16 protein-coding genes, 1 tRNA gene and 1 pseudogene are annotated in these 15986 nt (G+C 61.9%); 5 read left to right on the plus strand and 13 right to left on the minus strand.

Annotation, left to right across the window (positions count from 1 at the left end; genetic code table 11):
* The 11 genes from JNM42_RS15445 to JNM42_RS15495 all read right to left on the minus strand — a co-directional run.
* The coding region (locus tag JNM42_RS15445; RefSeq protein WP_294272081.1) for a HupE/UreJ family protein at positions 1–241 on the minus strand (241 nt) is incomplete at its 3' end.
* On the minus strand, positions 238–1254 hold the full coding sequence (locus tag JNM42_RS15450; RefSeq protein ID WP_294272083.1) for a HupE/UreJ family protein: 1017 nt from the start codon (positions 1252–1254) through the stop codon (positions 238–240). The genes JNM42_RS15450 and JNM42_RS15445, both read right to left, overlap by 4 nt.
* Positions 1254–2168: a peptidylprolyl isomerase gene (locus tag JNM42_RS15455; RefSeq protein ID WP_294272087.1), complete on the minus strand. Its 915-nt coding sequence runs from the start codon at positions 2166–2168 to the stop codon at positions 1254–1256. The genes JNM42_RS15450 and JNM42_RS15455 overlap by 1 nt, the downstream gene beginning before the upstream one ends.
* A gap of 100 nt (positions 2169–2268) precedes the next feature.
* Positions 2269–3375 carry a hypothetical protein gene (locus tag JNM42_RS15460; protein ID WP_294272089.1) on the minus strand — a complete coding sequence of 369 codons (1107 nt, stop codon included), beginning with the start codon at positions 3373–3375 and terminating at the stop codon, positions 2269–2271.
* A 38-nt stretch (positions 3376–3413) separates the two neighbouring features.
* Positions 3414–6107: a DUF3604 domain-containing protein gene (locus tag JNM42_RS15465; protein WP_294272092.1), complete on the minus strand. Its 2694-nt coding sequence runs from the start codon at positions 6105–6107 to the stop codon at positions 3414–3416.
* 37 nt (positions 6108–6144) lie between these two features.
* On the minus strand, positions 6145–6768 hold the full coding sequence (locus JNM42_RS15470; RefSeq protein ID WP_294272095.1) for a hypothetical protein: 624 nt from the start codon (positions 6766–6768) through the stop codon (positions 6145–6147).
* Positions 6769–6781: 13 nt separating this feature from the next.
* The gene (locus JNM42_RS15475) at positions 6782–7666 is read right to left on the minus strand and encodes a DUF2092 domain-containing protein (protein ID WP_294272098.1); all 885 of its coding nucleotides are present in this window, start codon (positions 7664–7666) and stop codon (positions 6782–6784) included.
* Entirely contained in the window at positions 7663–7959 is a 297-nt protein-coding gene (locus JNM42_RS15480; protein ID WP_294272100.1) for a hypothetical protein, read from the minus strand. The genes JNM42_RS15475 and JNM42_RS15480 overlap by 4 nt, the downstream gene beginning before the upstream one ends.
* 32 nt (positions 7960–7991) lie before the next feature.
* Positions 7992–8558 (minus strand): OmpA family protein, encoded by a 567-nt coding sequence (locus JNM42_RS15485; protein WP_294272102.1) that lies wholly within the window; start codon positions 8556–8558, stop codon positions 7992–7994.
* A 69-nt stretch (positions 8559–8627) separates the two neighbouring features.
* Entirely contained in the window at positions 8628–9248 is a 621-nt protein-coding gene (locus JNM42_RS15490) for a YSC84-related protein (RefSeq protein ID WP_294272105.1), read from the minus strand.
* A gap of 129 nt (positions 9249–9377) precedes the next feature.
* The gene (locus JNM42_RS15495) at positions 9378–9701 is read right to left on the minus strand and encodes a hypothetical protein (protein ID WP_294272108.1); all 324 of its coding nucleotides are present in this window, start codon (positions 9699–9701) and stop codon (positions 9378–9380) included.
* A gap of 224 nt (positions 9702–9925) precedes the next feature.
* On the opposite strand from JNM42_RS15495, the gene JNM42_RS15500 reads away from it, so the two are divergent.
* The 3 genes and pseudogenes from JNM42_RS15500 to JNM42_RS15505 form a co-directional block, all read left to right on the plus strand.
* Positions 9926–10939 carry an AraC family transcriptional regulator gene (locus JNM42_RS15500; protein WP_294272111.1) on the plus strand — a complete coding sequence of 338 codons (1014 nt, stop codon included), beginning with the start codon at positions 9926–9928 and terminating at the stop codon, positions 10937–10939.
* A 287-nt stretch (positions 10940–11226) separates the two neighbouring features.
* Positions 11227–11586 (plus strand): transposase family protein, encoded by a 360-nt coding sequence (locus JNM42_RS19520; protein WP_366504463.1) that lies wholly within the window; start codon positions 11227–11229, stop codon positions 11584–11586.
* A pseudogene (locus tag JNM42_RS15505) lies at positions 11477–12336 on the plus strand (ISAs1 family transposase); the annotation flags it as partial. The gene JNM42_RS19520 and the pseudogene JNM42_RS15505, both read left to right, overlap by 110 nt.
* Before the next feature lie 332 nt (positions 12337–12668).
* Here the strand turns inward: JNM42_RS15505 and queD are convergent.
* Together queD and JNM42_RS15515 are read right to left on the minus strand one after the other, a co-directional pair.
* Positions 12669–13127 carry a 6-carboxytetrahydropterin synthase QueD gene (queD, locus tag JNM42_RS15510; RefSeq protein ID WP_294272114.1) on the minus strand — a complete coding sequence of 153 codons (459 nt, stop codon included), beginning with the start codon at positions 13125–13127 and terminating at the stop codon, positions 12669–12671.
* Positions 13128–13664: 537 nt separating this feature from the next.
* Positions 13665–13967 carry a transcriptional regulator gene (locus tag JNM42_RS15515; protein WP_294272119.1) on the minus strand — a complete coding sequence of 101 codons (303 nt, stop codon included), beginning with the start codon at positions 13965–13967 and terminating at the stop codon, positions 13665–13667.
* 245 nt (positions 13968–14212) lie between these two features.
* On the opposite strand from JNM42_RS15515, the gene JNM42_RS15520 reads away from it, so the two are divergent.
* Positions 14213–15439, plus strand: coding sequence for an aspartate kinase (locus JNM42_RS15520; protein WP_294272122.1), 1227 nt, complete (start codon positions 14213–14215; stop codon positions 15437–15439).
* A 53-nt stretch (positions 15440–15492) separates the two neighbouring features.
* Positions 15493–15585, plus strand: a tRNA-Ser gene (locus tag JNM42_RS15525).
* Positions 15586–15986 lie beyond the last annotated feature (401 nt).

Here is a 15986-nt window from a genome sequence, read left to right on the forward strand (position 1 = left end):
GCGCCATCACGATCGGAAAGGTCAGCGGCAGCAGCCAGATCGCCGGCGCGCCGAGCTGCGCGCCCCACAGCCCGACGGCGACCATCGCCAGCACATGGTCGAGACCGGACAACGGATGCGCGAGGCCCGCGAGCAGGCCCGCGGCCTGGCCTTGTTCGACATGCGCGAGCGCGGGTGAGCTCAGTATCGCCGCCGACACGGCCAACCACGTGCGCTTTGCATTTGACTTGTATTCCATCATCCACCCTCCATCATCAGCACCGCCCGCTGGATCGTCCAGAAAGCGCCGAGCGATCCTACCATATACGCTGGCGCGAGTTCGGCCAGGCGCGGCCACTGCACGCGCAGGACCGTGAACGCGCGTACCAGCAGCAGCACCAGCGCGACGAAGGCGAGCTGGCCGATCTCGACGCCGACGTTGAAGGCGAGCAGCGCGAGCGGAATCTCGCCCTTGGGCAGGCCGAGCGCGGCCAGGCCGCTGGCGAAGCCGAAGCCGTGCAGCAGGCCGAAGGCGAACGCGACCACCCACGGATGGCGGATCGTGAAGCTCGTGCCGCCGCGCCGCGCGCGCACGATCTCGGGCCCGAGGAACAGGATCGACAGCGCAATGGCGACGTTCAGCGGCGCCGCCGGAACGCTGGCGACGCCGAAGGTCGCGGCGGCGAGCGTCAGGCTGTGCGCCAGCGTGAAGGCGGTGATCGTCTTGACCAGCATCCACGGCGTGCGCACGATCGCCAGCAGCCCGAGCACGAACAGCAGGTGGTCGACGCCGAGCAGGATGTGCTCGATGCCCTGGCCGACGAACAGCCGTGCGCTGGCCCAGGCACCGCGCGGCGCCGCGATCTCGAGCCACGGCCGCTGCGGGCGCACGATCTCGGTCGAGTGCGTGCCGTCGAGGCGCTCGATGCGCACCAGCACGTCGGTGATCGTCAGCTGCAGGCCGGGGAACTCGATGCGCTTGCCGGCAAGGCCGTCCGGGCCGGCATCGATCGAGCGTCGTTCGAGCTGCGAGTCGGTCAGTTCCTGGACGCTGGGCTCCTCGACATTGCGCACGCCCTCGGGAAGCTTGAGCGCAACCGGCAGGCGCATGCCGGCGAGCACCGGCGTGCGCCAGAGGATGCTGTAGCGGCCGGGCGCGGTTTCCTTGATCTCGAGGTAGGCCGGGCGGGACTCGTGCGCGTGCGCCGCCGGCAGCCCGGCGAGCAGGACGAGCAGCGCCGCGGCGAACAGGATCGCGAGACGGCGCAGGCGCATCACTTCACCGCCGCGCCCGACGGCGCGGGCCCAGTCGCCGGCGCCGGACCTGCCGCAGCCGCGGCGCCCTCGGGCGGCGCCGGCAGCCACACCGTGTACCTGGCGCGCATCGCCTTGTACGCCTTGTCCCAGGCCAGCGCCTTCTGCTCGCCGAGCCACGCGGTCCGGATGTCGGGCTCGATCTCCTCGAAGGCCGGCACGCCGCCGGGAGTCAGGGTGTCGACGAACACCAGGTGCCAGCCGAAACCGGACTCGACCGGCCCCTGCCACGAACCCGGCGCCAGCTTGGCCACCGCCACGGCGAACGGCGGCCCGAACTCCTTGGCGAGGTAATCGGGTGCGCGATCACGGTAATAGTCCTGGAACATGAACGGGTCGGCGAGCGCGCCCGCGGCCTTGGTGTCGACCGGCTGGCCGGCGAGCCTGGCCAGCGCCTGCACCGCATCGTCGCGGGCGCGCCCGCCGCGCCGGTCGGTCGAGAAGTACAGGTGGCGAAAACTCAGCCGCGGCGGCCGGGCGAACTTGGCGCTGTTCTGCTCGAACCAGGCCCGCAGCTCGGCAGTCGTCGGCTCGCGCGCTGCGGCCACGTCCTCGGCCAGGAATTGCATCTTCTGCGCCATGCGCCGCTTGACGATCTCGTCGTCCTTGTCCAGGCCCATCGCGAGCGCCTCGCGGTACAGAATCTCCTGCTGGACCTTGTTCTCGACCAGGCGGTCGAGCTCCTGCGGCGTCGGCGGCCGGCGCCACTGCGACTGGAACAGCAGCGTCAGTTGGCGGATATCGTCGAGCGAGAGCCGGATGTCCGTCGCCCCCGCAGCCGCCGGCCGTCCGGACTGGGTGAGGCCGTACAGGCCGAACAGCAGCGCACCGATCAGCAGGAAGTGGATCAGAGGTTCACGCAACAGGCGCTTCATAAGATCGACACCAGATGCTGCCATGCAGGCGGAGCCGCGCCCGAGCGGCTAACGCACCGCGGCATGCGAGGCCACCGGCTCCGAACGGTGCGGGACGGGTTTATGGACGTGCTCCCGGCAGGGCCGGGGTCCGCAGGGCGAACTCGCGCACCTCGGCCGAGGGGCTCTGCTGCAGATAAGCAAGAATCGCCAGCCGCGACGGGAACTGCTGCCGCACGTCGGTCCGCTTCATCAGCGCGACGTACTCCGGCACCGCATCCCAGTACTGCCACGCTCCGAGGTCCGGGGCGACGTAGCCGGCAATCTCGGGGCGCTCCTTGATGAACATCCGGTAGGACTGGATCACGCGCTCGCGCGGTACCGCGCCGTTCGCCGTGCCGTGCACCGAGAGGGCGAGCAGCGCCGCCTCGATCTCCGTGCCCGAGCGCGCGCGGTCGCGCAGGTATTTTTCCTCGACCCAGGCCATGCGTTCCGCGCCGCGCAGCTCGAGGTCCGCGGCGAGCATCGACGCCAGGTTCGTCGCGGCATGCGCCTGCCATGCCGCTTCCAGCCGCTGCCCGATCGCAGCGGCATCCTGCGAATCGCCGGCAATCCCGAGCAGCAGCAGGTACAGGCGCTGTCGCCCGGCGAGTTGGGGGTCGGCCAGCCAGGCGCGGACGGCGCGGGCATCCAGGCGCGGTTTCGCCGTCCGCAGCGCCGCGTAAGGTGCGGCGGCGAGGTTGCCGTACGCGATCTCGGCCACCAAGGGTTGGCGATGCTCGAGATAGGGAACGACGAGGCCAATGCGCGTGCGCCATTCCTGCGCGCCGAATTCGTCGGCGTGCCTGCCCACGGCTAGCTTGCGCAACCAGGCCGCATGCTGCGTGCCTACCGCGCCGAGCACGACCCAGCCGGGTAACGGGTCGCTGCGAACGAGCAGCAGCGACTGGCCCTTGGACACGCTCGCGTCCGTCGCCGGCCCGCTGCGCGGATAGCCGCCTTCGACCGTGCCGGACGAAGGCCGCTCGCCGCGCAGGACTTCGACGACGCGGAACCGGCTCGGATCGGCCGTCGGCACCGCCAGCACCGCCTGCTGCGCATGCGCCAGTTGTTCGGCCTTGGTGTCCTGGCCCGCGCCCAGGCAGATCGGACAGGCGGGGGCCGCGGCGCTCGCGCACAGCAGCACCGCGGCGAGCAAGGCCCGGGCCGAGCGCCGTTCGTGGGTCACCGGACTCACTCCAGTTCGGCCTTTAAGCCGCTGCAGCGCTACTTCTTCGCACCGGGGAAGAAGCTAGAGACCTCCGTCTTGAGCTTCTCCGCCGCCTCTCCGGCCGCCGCCTCGAGCAGACGCCGCCGCAGATCCTCGCGCAGCGCCTGGAACTTCTGCTGCTGGTCGGCGTTGAGCAGCGGCTTGAGCTTGTCGTCGAAGGAGACGCCGAGTTCGCGCAGCCGCTTCAACTTGTCCACGCCGCTGAGCGAGGCGTCCTTTTTCAGCGCGCCGAGCTGGTTCAGCTCGTCCTTCAGGATCGGGATGATCTGCTGCTTTTGCTGCTCGGTCAGCCCGAGTTCGATCGAGAACTGGTTGGCGACCGAGATCAGCGGATTGAGCGCGAACTGCGGCGCCGGGACGATCTCGTAGTTGGCGTAGCCGAACTCGTTGCTGCGCGCCGCGTAGTAGGTGTTGCCGAGCTTGTAGAGCGTGACCGCGTACGGGTGCTGCGACACGGGGATCACGAGCTTGCCGCCCTCGATTCTGTAGGGGCCGGTGGTTCCCTGATAGCCGTCGCGCTCGACGCTGCCTACGGCGCTCGGCACCACGGCGCTTGTTCCCACTCGGAAGACGGTCGTCTGGCCCTCGGCCGTGAAGGGCTGCCAGACCTGCTCACCCGTCACGTTGTTCTGAACCCAGACTGCCTTGCCGACGACGAGCGCCTTGAGCTGCGCGTCGTTCAGCTCGCTGGCCCCCTTCTTCTTCAGCTCGGTGACGGTCATCCCCGGCGGCGCGGCCTTGCGCGCCTCGGCCGACGGCGCGTACCAGATCGGCGAGCTCCAGGCACGTTCCTGCCCGGTCAGCGGCACGATGTCGGGCGGCGGAAGGCCGGACTTCACGGCCTGGATCAGCGTCCAGCGCGGCGTCGGGATCTCGATTGCGCGGGCGTAGTAGAACGCGTGCTGGCTGGCGTCGAAGTCGGGGTCGGTCCACACCGTCTTGAGCTCGGCCGCGCCGAGGCTGTTGCTGTAGGTGGCCTTGTCGAGGTCCACCGTGCTCTGGATCGCCGGCACGCGGTGCGTCCACTTGTCGCGCTTGCGGTCGCCCGACCAGGCGACGTCGTAGATCTTCTCGAAGCTCTGGCCGTTCTGTGTCCAGCCCTTGACGACCTGGATGCGGTCGAGATGGGCCGAGCTCGGGTCCTTCGCCGCCCAGACGACGAAGCTCGGCGCCGTGCCCTTGCCACCGGTGGGCATCGCCGGCAGGTCGGCGCCCATCGGCACGCCGCTGGCGTAGGCCTGCTTGACCCAGTCCCTGGCGTCGGCGACGTCCTTGGTGTAGCCCCAGCCGCCGAAGAAGCGCAGCTTGATGTGCGGGCCGCTGACGCCGAAGGTCTCCTTGCGGTACATCGCGTCCCAGATCGAGGCGCGCGTGTTCTCCTCGGCCCAGACGCCCGTCAGCCCGCCGGGATTTTCCAGCCGCACGTCCATCGTGCCGCCGATCAGCACGCCGGCAAAGCGGCGTTCGATCGACCCGTCGGCATCGGCATGCAGGCCGAAGAAGTTGTCCTGGCGGTACGGGCTGGCGGAGTTGTGCGAGTCCGAGCCGCCGGCCATGCCGAACTTGTACGGGTTGTAGCCGCGCGTGTCCTGCATCGCGATGCCGTCCTTCAGCGCCTGTCGCGCGAAGCTGCCGGTGATGTGGTCGACGCGGCCGCCGTCGGCCGGCAGGCCCAGGATCGCCTGGAACAGCTCGTAGCTGGCGAACTCGTCGTTCGGGGACAGCAGCGGGTGCGTCTCCGACTGCCCCTTGCCCTGCTTGATCTCGACCAGGCGCTCGTTGCGCATGCGCGCCTCGGCCCAGGCGGCGTCGATCGGCCGCCCAGTGGTGTTGTCGATGTCGACCGGGTACATCCAGCCGTCGCTGACGTTGGCGTTGTGCGAGATCGCGAGCAGCTCGTTGCCGGCCTTGCGCTGCGCGTCCATCCAGTTCCACAGGTCGGTCGGGCGGTTGGATTCGAGCGAGCTGAACGGATAGTCCGGCACGTGCTCGCAGGCGCGGAAGAAGACGTTGCGGTGCAGGTTGCGGTTGCCCGGCATCGAGGTCCACTCGTACGAGCAGAACGCGGTGAACTTGCCGGGCTTGTTGGCCTCGTCGGCGAGCTTGACGCCTTCCTTCCACACCGTGGAGGTGATCTTCGGGTCCATCAGCGCCTTCACCGGCGCGCCCGAGTTGAGCTTGAGCAGGTAGGAGAAGACGCGGTTCTGCTCTTCCTTGCTGTTCGGGTCCTTCATGATCATCGGCTGCGCCTCGGGCAGCTTGCTCACGTAGGAGCCCGGTGTGTTGGCCTCCCGAGTGACGCCGACGTATTCCGAATGGTCGGTCACGCCCATGAAGTCCATCGGCGTGTCGATCTTGATGTCGAAGCCCATCGGGTGCTTGATGGTCTCGCCCTGCGCGTACTTGTAGGCGTCGGCCGGGCCGGTGATCCGGTTGCCCATCACCCACGCGTCGACCGACCAGCTGGTGTGCAGGTGCGTCTCGCCGTAGTAGGCGTTGCGCTCGGGGTTGGGCTGCGGTGCGGCGTCGGCCGCCAGCGCCGCCACCGGCTGGGCCGATGCTGGCGCGGATGCGGCCGGCACCGGCGCTTCGACCTTCTTCGCCGGGGCCTCGGAGGTCTTCTGCTCGCAGGCGGCGAGCGTTACCAGCGCGACGATGGCCAGGCTGGCTGCGGACAGGCGCGTCTTCATGATGTTGTCTCCGTTACGATCAGGTTGTGGTACTTGCCTACGGCGTCGGCACCACGCGGTAATAGACCCCGTTGGCACCGTACATCGGTTTGAACCAGGTGCTGCCGCACAGATAATACGACGTGCCGCGTACAATCGGTGTCGCGCACCCGGCCGGGATGGCTGCGTAGTTGACGCCCATCGCGTAAACCGGCGCTGCACTGGCTGCACCCGCAGCCACGCCGGCCGCGTAGGCGTTTGAAGTAGCCGCCGCCGTATGTGCCGACGCCACAGCCGCGCCGGCTGCCATGCCGACCACCGCGCCGGCGGCCGCGGCGCAGCCGTAACAGCCCGCCGCATAGGCCGGTACTGCGACCGGCGGATGATAGATCGGCTGCGCCGGGTAGGCAGGCGGCCGGTAGGCCGTCGCGCCGCCCGGATAGGTATGCTCGGTGCCGCCACCCCAGGCGTGCGCCGTGCTGCCGCCATAGGCATTGGTATGTTCGCTGCCCTCACCATAGGCATGCTCAGAACTGCCACCGTAGCGATTGGTGTGCTCGGTGGCCCCGGGAACGTGCTCGGTCGAACCGCCGAAGCGGTTGGCGCTGGCCCACGCCATGGCCTGCGAAGAACACAGGGTGCCGATCAGCAGGATCGACATTCCGACAAGTGACTTTTTCATTTCGCCTCCGTTTTCATTGGGACTTGCTTGCCGGCTTGAGCGACTTCGCCACCGGCTTGACGCCGGGCGGCAAGCTAGAAGCGGCGGGATGGGCGAAGTCGATACGCCGGGCATCCTTCGCCTTTGCCGTGGCGAAGGACTCGGCGGCAATTACCGGATCGAGCTGCCAGTTGGCAAGCTCCATGTCGTGGCGCAGGCGCAGCGGGTCGGCACGGAAGACGGCGCGGATGCGGCGCGGCAGCTTGTCGTCGACACCAATCCACATTTGCATGAAGACGTCGTCGTTGGCCCAGGCGACCATATCGGTCTTGACGCCGCCGACCAGGCCCGACGGGCCAACGTAGAACGCAAGCTTGGTGCCGTCGGCGATCCCCGCGTAAGGGTCGGGCAGCAGCAGGTCGGTGAACGGGAAGTAAATCGCCGCCTTCTCGTAGGCCATCTTCAGCGCTGCCTCAAGGGTCGGCGGCGCCTCGGCGATGGCAACCAGGTTTTCGGCCGGGGCAAAGGCGGCCATCGTCTTGCCGTCGAGATAAAACTCGGAAGCGGGTCCGTCGCCCAGATTGATGACCCGGAGCCTTTCCGGACGCTGCATGGCGACCTCGTAGCGCGACGTGAAAACGAGCGGCGGGCCGAGGCGGCTCGGATGCTCGTAGCTGACCGTGGCTGTGAAGGACATAGACTTCGCCGCCGCCAGCCGCGCGCTGGTCGCCTTGAGCAGATCTATCGCGCGCGCTTCCAGCGCCGGCTTGTCGACCGGCGGCGCCTTCTTCTTGACCGCCGGCTTGGCCGGCTTGCCGCCGGTTTGCGCCGTCTCGGCGCTGACGCCGGTCATGGCCAGAAGACTCAGGGCCACGGCGATACCCGTTTTGCGCATCAAATCCTTGTGTGCCAGGTTCATGGAATCATCCCGCATTCGAACATCTTGTTGACGATGGGCGCCGCGACCTGGTTGAAGAACGCCTGGCGCATCTGCGGATCCTGCTGCAACTGTTGAATGGCGCGCTGTTCCATTTCCGGCTTCGGCTGGCCCTGGCCTTTGGCTTTTTCCTGCCATAGCTGCTGGCATGATGAGTTCTGGTACTTCTCGATCACTTTGCCGGCGACGCGATCCATGATCGGGTATTGCGCGTACGCGCTGCTGGCAACCAGCGTCGCGGCCAGGGCGGCAAGTAGCGTGAATTTCTTGGTCATGATGAACTCCTTGGCTTCGGTAAGCACGTCAATCAGAATTTCATGTCGGTGAGGACGATTTCGATGCGGCGGTTTTCCTTGCGACCGGCGGGGGTCGTATTGGGGGCGACCGGTTGATATTCGCCGTAGCCGGCAGCCTCAAGCCGCTTCGGGTCGATACCCTTGGCCTGCAGGAAGCGGACGACATCGCTGGAGCGCGCGGTCGACAGCTCCCAGTTGCTCGGGTAACGCGCGCGCAGGGCCGGGCCGATCGGCTCGTTGTCGGTATAGCCACGGACGACGATGCGCTTGTCGGTGACGCCCTGCAGCGTGCCGACAATCTTTTCCAGCGTATTCCGCCCCTTGGCATGCATTTCGGCACTGCCCGAAGCGAAGAGGATTTCGTCGATCAGCGTCACCGTAAGCTGTCCCTGCAACTGTTTGATGCGCACTTCATCGGCCTTGATCTCGCTCTGCAACTGGGCCGTGAGCGCCTGGTAGGTCTTGTTCTGCGCCGTCAGTATATCGGCCTGCTGCACTTCCTGGTTGTAGGTGCCCTGGCTGACGCAGCCACCGAGAAAAACCACCAGTACTGCCGGAAGAACGATTTTAGAAAGCATGATCAACTCCTTTTCAATTTTTGTCTAGGCTATGTTGCAGTTACATTCAGAGATCCCGGACGCCGCTAATCAGTTGAGGTCGGAATCCTTGAAAAACTTTGTTCCCGAGACGGTGAGCGTTGCGGACAGCCCGGTCTTGGTTATCTGGTACAGGTAGAGGCCGGGTGCCACCGAGGCAGCACCAGAAAACATGCCGCCCTGGCCACCGATCATGGCAGAAACATTAGTCTGGGCACCGAACTCCCAGCCCTGATCGATGAAGTTGCGTAGTGCCTCGTCGTTGGCAAAGACAAAGATCAGGCGATCCTTGTCCACTCCGAATCCCAGTCCGCCTTGCACCTGTGCCATTTTCATGAAGGTCTGGCGGCTGGTGCTCCGGTTGACGACCATCCCTTTGCCGGTCGTGCCACCGGCAAAAAAGAGCTTGATCCCGAAGGTGCTGAATACCGCGTAGCCCGCGGAACTTTCGATGGCTCGTCGCGCGCCCGGCTGGATTTCGTACAGGGTAGCCAATGCATCCTGTGCCATTTCCCTGATCTGGTGCCGCGCCTGGATGACCTGGCTTTCGTGCGGTGGTCCGCCGGGCAGGATTTTCTCGACATCCTTCAGCGGATCCCAGGAACCCTCGGCAGTCGCCAGCGGTGATGCGATACAAAGGGCTGTAGCCAACATCAACAGACGTGCTTTCATGGCATTCCTCCTATTCAACGACAGCAAGTAACCATTGTTTGTACGCGGAATTTCATTTGAATCACCCCGAGTTATCCAGAGAACCCGTTGTTCCAGCATGGGTCGACGAAACCGACCCCGACTGGCCTCTCAATAAGCCAGGAGCACCGTCAGGATCAGATGAAGAGCGACTGCCGGCCACAGCAGTATGCCGATAAAACCTCCCGTGAAGCCGAGGTAGGCGAGATACAGCGTGATGGCCGCGCTGTAGGCCAACATGCCGAGCAGCGGCGTGCCCGGCCAGCAGGCGACCGCCAAGGCAACCAGGGCGATGCCGGTCACGCGCGCCACGGCCTCGGCGACGCCGGTCAATTCGGTGCCGAGCAACAATTGCCCGACCAGCGACGGAGCCATCAGCAACGCCGTCCCGGTCGCGGCTTCGGCAACCGCAGCGAGAACGATTATCTTTTTCAACGCGTCTATTTCCTCCCTTGCCCGTTCTCTCCATGGTTCGCCAGCTTGACAACACTATTCGATCCGAAGCGGTGCCTGCCCAGCCGCCCGATTTACAGCAATTTAAGTACTTGATCGGCACATGCTCACAACTGATTCTGATAATGTAGGTAGAAAGGCATATACCCTAGGACAATTGACGACAATGTGTAGACATTTTGCGACACACAAATGATCATGGCGGCATGAACAACATTCCTTCACTACTGGTACGTGCCCGTGTTCTGACCGGCTTTGCCGAACTGGTCCGCGATCTTCACGGCGATGTCGAAGATTTGCTCGGAGGCGTTGGACTGACGACAGAAGCGCTTTTGCAGCCGGAAGCGACGATCAGCATGACGGCGACCGTAGCCTTGCTTGAGAACGCGGCATCACAGCTTGCCACCCCGGATTTTGGCCTGCTCCTGGCGCAACGCCAGGATTTTTCGGCCCTCGGCCCCATCGCACTGGTCGCCAGTCGTGCCGACACTGTGGGCAATGCGCTGGTGGCGATCGCGCGCAATCTGCCGTACCACGTGGCACGTACCTCGCTGCGGATGCAGGCCGGCCCCGCCGAGGGGCTCGCATGGGTTCGTTATGAATTGCCTGCCGAAATTTGCGGAGCGCAGCACCAGTCGGTGGAGATGTGCTGCCTGATGCTGATCCAGACGCTACGCATGCTCAGTGGCGATCCGGGGGCTGACTGGCGGGTGGTGTTTGCGCATCGGCCGGGTTTACCGCTACCGCGCTACAGGGAAGTTTTCAATTGTGAAGTGGCGTGCCAGCAGGCAGGTCATGGAGTGATATTTCCCCAAGCGCTTCTCGACCGAGCGCTCGATACCGCAAACCCAAACATCCAGTCTGCCATCGAGCGTTTTGTAGCGCACCTGATCAAACGCAATCCGCTCGATCTGACCTGCCAAATTGAGGAGTTGATCGCTCGACAACTGGCCGACGGCGGCTGCACCCTCGCCGATATCGCACGGCAATTGGCGATGAACGAACGAACCTTGCAGCGACGGCTCGATGCACAGCAGATTCGCTTCATGGACATTCTTGATCGCGTCCGCCGGAAACAGGCGCGTGAGTTCCTGGCACAAGCTGCGTTGCCCTTATCTGAAGTGGCAATTCTGCTCGGCTACAGCGAACAGCGATCGCTCAGCCGCGCCTGTCGCCGCTGGTTCGGCACAACTCCAGGGGCGTTGCGTACAAATTTCTAAACGGGGCGCAAATTCTTGAGCGGGAGATGTCGGGCACACTTTGTTTTGAGTGAGCTTGATTGTTCGACCAGTGGCTTCGAGCGGCAGCTCGAAGATCAGCAAGCTGTCATAGCACATGAATTTGTCATCAGGCAGGCATGGGTCGATAGGGCACGGCAATCGCTTACGCAGATGTCGTAAACCCAAGGAAAAATTCGTTTACAGTCAAAAACTTATGACATAGGCTTGTAAACAGCGTCAAAATAGCCTCTACTCTCGATTTTTATCGGGGGTGGAAGATGACACTGATGGAGGCGTTTGCACAGGTCAAGGATCAACGTCGGGGGCCGGCGGTACGGTACGATCTGAAGGAAATGATCGTCATGACGATCTGTGCGGTACTGTGCGGCTGTGACTATTGGGTCGATGTCGCGAACTGGTGCGAAGAAGAGGAAGGGTGGCTGAAGACCTTCCTGGTGCTGGCGAAGGTCACGCCCTCACGACATGTTTGGCGAAGTGTTTCGGATCTTGGATGCCAAGGTATTCGAGAACTGCTTTCGGCAGTGGATTGCCAGCCTGGTTGGCGTGGCCAAAGGCGTCGTGGCCTTCGACGGCAAGACGGTGCGTGGATCGAAGGATGGGCCGAATACGGCGTTGCACATGGTTAGCGCCTACGCGACAGAACGTGGCGTATCGCTGGGACAAGAGGGATCGGCCGGCAAGGGCAATGAACTGGCGGCCATCAAGGCCCTGCTGGAAACCTTGGTACTCAAGGGATGTATCGTAACCCTCGACGCCTTGGGGTGCCAGACGGAGGTTGCCGAGAAAATCGTTGCTCAGGGAGGGGACTACGTCTTGGCGGTGAAGGACAACCAGAAGAATCTGTCGGAGGCCGTCGTTGAGTTCTTCGCGACCGCCGAGGCGTTTGACTTTCGCAACATCGATGTGCAAAAGCGAGTCTGGGTCGACAAGGACCATGGTCGCCTCGAAACACGGCGGGCTGTATGGGTTGCCGACGTGTCCTGGATGGACAGGCACATGCGAGAGGCCTGGAAGAAACTGGGCGCCGTCGGCATGATCGAGTCTGAGCAGGAAATCAAAGACAAGATCAGTGTCGGCGTCGCTACTTCATTACCAGTTCCGGGGTGAAAACGGTTGAGCAGTTTGCGCATGCCGCCCGGGCTCACTGGGGTGTTGAGGCCATGCACTGGGTCCTTGACGTGACCTTTCGCGAAGATCACTGCCGGGTGAGGAAAGGCCATGCCGCGCGCAACTTGTCCGCCATCCGCAAGTTTGCGCTCTCCGCCTTGCGCAATGACACACTCCATCCTGAACGCAGCCTACGCCGCCGCTGCAAACTCGCCGATCGTCGCCCAGACTACCGCGTTTCTCTTCTCGGGCTCACTCCTCGACTATGAATTTGCCCAACTTATGACTACTGCGTAAGCGATTGCCGTGGTACTTGGAATTTCACTACTTGAAATTTCGAAGGGTTGCTATAGGGTACTATTCTAGGGGTGGGGCTAGCGTAAATTGTCCGATACAGTCCACAGCGGTCTATCTCAAGCCGACGTTACTTGGGGGTACTTTTGGGGGTACATTTCAAACTTGAGAAAATAAAACCCTTGAATGGCAATAGATAGAGGCTAGTATTCGATTCCGCGCGGGGCACCAAATCATCCCGGATCGTTTTGCTTCGAGTCTCTTTCACGGTCTTGCCGGTTGATTCTACGCGATTCGGGCGTCTCTTTCACCCGTCCCGAATCAATTCTCGGACCGCGTCCGCCCAGCAGTTGGGAGTTTCGTAGAGGCGTATCCGCTGAAGACGCAAGTGATTTCCGTAGGCATCACGAAAAATCGTATCGAGGATTCTGAATGCTTGCTCTGCAAGATTTTCGGCTGTCGGGATGCAGTCGAGCAGCACGGTCTTGTGGTTTGGTATGGTTTTCAGAAACTCGACAACCGGCGTATCGCCGGCATAGACCAGAAAGGAATGATCCCAATGGTCGACCAGATGCTGTTGCGCCAGTGATTTTATTTCAGAGAAATCCATCACCATGCCGTCGGCTGGATCACCAGCCTGCATGATAATGTTTCCGGACAGTGAGATTTCCAGCGCATAGCGATGACCATGAAGATGACGGCACTGGCTTTTATGGTCAGGAATCCGATGTCCAGCATCAAACTCGAGGCGGCGGGTGACAAGCATAGAAAAAATCTTGGGAGAAGATGCGAAACATGATTATATCATTGCCAGGCAGGGCGCCTGTTCATGGCTTCTCTGGCGCAGGGAGAGGTGGATTCTGCCAGGCCTGCTGAACGTCAGCGAACATCGCCGTTACAGCGCGGGAATGAAGTGTGTACTGCCGCCTGGTACCGTATCTGTGGTTCAAGCTTGATTGCACAACCGAGGCCGGTATCGAGCGTGTCAATGGCATCCGCAAGGTGCCTGAGACGGTCAGGTAGTCGCTGTTGCATTTCGCCGAGTTGGCAACCTGGTACAGGCCAGCTGAATAGTGATCGATGGCGACGAAGCGTGCAAGCATTAACGGACGGCCTATCCTGAACTCATTGAGTTGCCCAAGGGAAAGTGAAAGGGCATGCACCCTAACGGGTTGGCACGCCCTTCAATGCAAACTGATGCGGGAAGAATTACAAAGCTGGTGCAGCAATTCTTCCAGCCATTGGCACGATGCATCTCCTCGCTCGCTCCGAGGTTGTTGCCAACTACGAATCGACCCAGAAATCAGGCTGCCTTTTTTTTGCTCTTGGCAGACTTCTTCAAGGTCTTGAAGAGTTCAGATTCATCACTCTTCAAGTACTCGATGACGTCCATGTCCTCGCGCTTGAGGCGCTGAATGTCGATCTGCTCGACGTGCACCAGGCGTAGCAACTCGCGTACCGGGCGCGGCATGTTGCGACCACTTTCGTAGCGTGAACCGCCGCTTTGCGTGACGCCGATTTTCGACCAGAATTGTTGCTGATTCAAACCAAGCTTGCGACGTATGTCGCGGGGATCGGATTTGTCGGTGGTTTTCGTGCTGTTCATGTTGATCCTTTCGTGTGGCTAGCCTGCTGTAATTAACTCGAGGTTCTGACGCCCCCGGTGGATGATCCTGCGCATCTGACTTTTGTCATAGCGATAGAAGTATAGAACACGTACATAATGAATTGCAAGTAGCATTTTAAAAGACCATGTGACTAACAGGGATTCAGTTAAAAAAAGATTCTCCCTAACGCTTCAAATCGACATTGGGGTAGAATCGCGACCTTTCGTAAAAAATTGGATTGTGAATGGCGCTGATAGTTCAGAAATTCGGCGGCACGTCGGTTGCAACGACAGACCGTATCAAAAACGTGGCCAAACGGGTGGCGCGCTGGAAAGCCCAGGGACATGACATCATTGTGGTTCCCTCAGCCATGTCCGGCGAGACCAATCGCCTGATCGGGCTGGCCAGGGAGATTTCTGCCAACCCCGACCCGCGTGAGCTCGATGTCATCGCCTCGACCGGCGAGCAGGTGACCATCGCCCTGCTGGCCATGGCCATGCACGAGGAAGGCCTGCAGGCGAAGAGTTACACGGGCGCACAGGTGCGCGTGCTGACCGACAGCACCTTCACCAAAGCGCGTATTCTGCAGATTGACGATGAGAGAATCCGCAGGGATCTGGCCGAAGGCCATGTCGTTGTCGTTGCCGGTTTCCAGGGCGCCGACGAGAATGGCAACATCACCACCCTTGGCCGTGGCGGCTCCGACACTTCGGCGGTTGCGCTGGCAGCGGCATTGAAGGCAGACGAATGCCAGATCTATACGGACGTTGACGGTGTCTACACCACCGATCCGCGCGTTGTCCCGGAGGCGCGAAAGCTCGACACCATTACCTTTGAGGAAATGCTGGAAATGGCCAGTCTGGGCTCAAAGGTATTGCAAATCCGCTCGGTCGAGTTTGCCGGCAAATACAAAGTCAAATTGCGGGTGCTTTCCAGCTTCGAGGATGAAGGCGAAGGCACCCTGATCACTGTTGAGGAAGACAAGACCATGGAACAACCGATCATCTCCGGAATCGCCTTCAATCGCGATGAGGCCAAGCTTACCATTCTCGGCGTTCCTGATCGCCCCGGCATCGCCTACCAGATCCTTGGTCCGATTGCCGATGCCAATATTGACGTCGACATGATTATCCAGAACGTTGGTCATGACGGCAGCACCGATTTTTCATTCACCGTCAACCGTGCTGATTACAACAGGGCGCTTGAGGTGCTCAAGGAAACCGCCACCAGGATGAATGCCCGTGGCGTGGCCGGTGACAACAAGACCTGCAAGGTTTCGGCGGTCGGTGTCGGCATGCGGTCCCATCCAGGGATTGCCAGCAAGATGTTCAACGCATTGGGTGCCGAGGGGATTAACATCCAGATGATTTCGACCTCGGAAATCAAGATTTCGGTGGTCATCGAGGAAAAGTACCTCGAACTGGCCGTTCGTGTCCTGCATAAGGCATTCGGACTCGAAAAGGCGGATTGATCATGCTTTTGGTTTGACCGAGCGTGGTGAAAAGGCTATTATCGCGCCCTTCTGGAGACGTGGCCGAGAGGTCGAAGGCACTCCCCTGCTAAGGGAGCATTCGGGCAAAACCTGAATCGAGGGTTCGAATCCCTCCGTCTCCGCCAGTAACAGCAAGGTACGCCCACGCGAACTGTCTTAAGTTGGCGTACCAAATCGCTGAAACCCCTTGCCACAAGGGGTTCCGGGCAAAACCTCTTGACCTCCCAAGTTTTTGACGGGACTGAACTGTACCGTTCAGAAGAGGTTTATTTCGTCTTTTGGCCCCCAAAATTCTGCACTTCAAACTGTCTTTAGTGCAGCTTTTTCGCTTTCACTTGGAAATTGCTCCGGTTTGTTGGAATAGCTTGTAACGGTTTGGAACTAACCCGACTTCCGCTATTCGCGGGGGTCGGAACGGCTAAGTGATTGAAATACATAGAAGTCGAATCAGAAGGTCGGCACTACACGACGCTTGGTGAAAGTGGCTTGACGGGTAATGGCACAGCGATTTTTGGTTGAGGTTGTT

Source organism: Propionivibrio sp. (assembly GCF_016790145.1).
Lineage (GTDB): Bacteria > Pseudomonadota > Gammaproteobacteria > Burkholderiales > Rhodocyclaceae > Propionivibrio.

Excerpts from the sequence above, each read along its gene's own strand:
- JNM42_RS15450 (WP_294272083.1), bottom strand. The coding sequence starts at position 1,254 with ATGCGCCTGCGCCGTCTCGCGATCCTGTTCGCCGCGGCGCTGCTCGTC.
- JNM42_RS15455 (WP_294272087.1), bottom strand. The coding sequence starts at position 2,168 with ATGAAGCGCCTGTTGCGTGAACCTCTGATCCACTTCCTGCTGATCGGT.
- JNM42_RS15465 (WP_294272092.1), bottom strand. The coding sequence starts at position 6,107 with ATGAAGACGCGCCTGTCCGCAGCCAGCCTGGCCATCGTCGCGCTGGTA.
- JNM42_RS15470 (WP_294272095.1), bottom strand. The coding sequence starts at position 6,768 with ATGAAAAAGTCACTTGTCGGAATGTCGATCCTGCTGATCGGCACCCTG.
- JNM42_RS15475 (WP_294272098.1), bottom strand. The coding sequence starts at position 7,666 with ATGAACCTGGCACACAAGGATTTGATGCGCAAAACGGGTATCGCCGTG.
- JNM42_RS15480 (WP_294272100.1), bottom strand. The coding sequence starts at position 7,959 with ATGACCAAGAAATTCACGCTACTTGCCGCCCTGGCCGCGACGCTGGTT.
- JNM42_RS15485 (WP_294272102.1), bottom strand. The coding sequence starts at position 8,558 with ATGCTTTCTAAAATCGTTCTTCCGGCAGTACTGGTGGTTTTTCTCGGT.
- JNM42_RS15490 (WP_294272105.1), bottom strand. The coding sequence starts at position 9,248 with ATGAAAGCACGTCTGTTGATGTTGGCTACAGCCCTTTGTATCGCATCA.
- JNM42_RS15500 (WP_294272111.1), top strand. The coding sequence starts at position 9,926 with ATGAACAACATTCCTTCACTACTGGTACGTGCCCGTGTTCTGACCGGC.
- JNM42_RS19520 (WP_366504463.1), top strand. The coding sequence starts at position 11,227 with ATGGAGGCGTTTGCACAGGTCAAGGATCAACGTCGGGGGCCGGCGGTA.
- queD (WP_294272114.1), bottom strand. The coding sequence starts at position 13,127 with ATGCTTGTCACCCGCCGCCTCGAGTTTGATGCTGGACATCGGATTCCT.
- JNM42_RS15515 (WP_294272119.1), bottom strand. The coding sequence starts at position 13,967 with ATGAACAGCACGAAAACCACCGACAAATCCGATCCCCGCGACATACGT.
- JNM42_RS15520 (WP_294272122.1), top strand. The coding sequence starts at position 14,213 with ATGGCGCTGATAGTTCAGAAATTCGGCGGCACGTCGGTTGCAACGACA.